This is a genomic window from Psychrobacter sp. GW64-MNA-CIBAN-0177 (assembly GCF_040309585.1).
Taxonomy (GTDB): domain Bacteria; phylum Pseudomonadota; class Gammaproteobacteria; order Pseudomonadales; family Moraxellaceae; genus Psychrobacter; species Psychrobacter okhotskensis.
In genome coordinates this window covers 1-1,303 of the sequence record NZ_JBEOOY010000050.1, presented here as the reverse complement: position 1 = coordinate 1,303, position 1,303 = coordinate 1, and the positions used below count along the sequence as shown (strand labels likewise).

1 protein-coding gene is annotated in these 1,303 nt (G+C 45.7%); it reads left to right on the top strand.

What is annotated here, in order from left to right:
* The first annotated feature begins 56 nt into the window (after nucleotides 1-56).
* Nucleotides 57-1,271, top strand: a complete 1,215-nt coding sequence (locus AAEY79_RS14120) for an IS256 family transposase (RefSeq protein WP_352288839.1) — start codon at nucleotides 57-59, stop codon at nucleotides 1,269-1,271.
* Nucleotides 1,272-1,303 lie beyond the last annotated feature (32 nt).

Below are 1,303 nucleotides of genomic sequence, written 5' to 3'. Positions count from 1 at the left end.
GGGAGTTTCCTAAAAACTGTGTAACTGCTTATAATCCACTAACTGGAGAATAAGCAATGACTACTCAATCTGACATTAAAAAACTGGCCGAGCAAATGGCTGGTAGCATGAAAAGCTTCGATGACATCAAAGACTTCCAAAAGCAGCTCATGCAATCGTTTATTGATACTGCCTTAGAGGCTGAGATGGAAGAGCATCTCGGCTACCCTAAACATGAGAAGGCAGACAAGCCCAATAAGCGCAACGGCCACACTAAAAAGACCGTCCGCAGTGACACAGGCGATCTTGAGATATCCACCCCAAGAGACCGCGGTGGCAGCTTTGAGCCTGTACTCGTCAGTAAGCATCAAACCCGTATCTCAGGTCTTGATGACAAGATCATATTCCTTTACGCCAAGGGTCAAACCACCACCGAGATTGTAGAGAGCATTAAAGAGCTCTACGATGTCGACATCTCAAGCTCTCTTGTCTCAAGAGTCACCGATAACATATTAGAGGACATCACCGCTTGGCAGAACAGGCCATTGAATAGTGTTTATCCTATCGTCTATTTGGACTGCATCGTCGTGAAGATACGTCAAGACAAGCAGATCATCAACAAAGCCATTTACTTAGCGCTAGGCGTTAACCTTAACGGTAAAAAAGAGCTGCTTGGTATGTGGTTATCAGAGAATGAAGGCGCTAAGTTCTGGCTGGGTGTTCTCACTGAACTACAAAACCGCGGGGTGCAAGACATCTTAATCGCTTGTGTCGACGGCTTAAAGGGCTTCCCTGATGCCATCAATACGGTTTATCCCAACGCTCAGGTTCAGCTGTGTATCGTGCATATGGTGCGTTACTCCATGAAGTTTGTACCATGGACGGATAAGAAGGCCGTAGCGGCTGATTTAAAGGCCATCTATGGCGCTGATACGCTTGAGATGGCAGAGGCCAATCTTGAGCACTTTGATGAGGTGTGGGGCGAGAAATACCCGCACGTGGTTAAGTCTTGGCGCAATAACTGGGAGGGCTTAACGGTGTTCTTTAATTACCCTAAAGACATCAGAAAAGCCATCTATACCACCAATGCGATAGAGTCGCTAAACAGTGTGATTCGGACAGCGGTGAATAAGCGTAAGGTGTTCCCCTCTGATCAGGCAGCATTTAAAGTGGTCTATTTAGCAACTCAGCAGGCGTCTAAAAAGTGGTCTATGCCCATTCGTAACTGGACGTCTGCTTTAAATCGCTTTATGATTATGTTTGATGATCGTATTAGTAAGCATTTAATCTAAATGGCAGTTACACAGAATTTGGGATGGTCTCA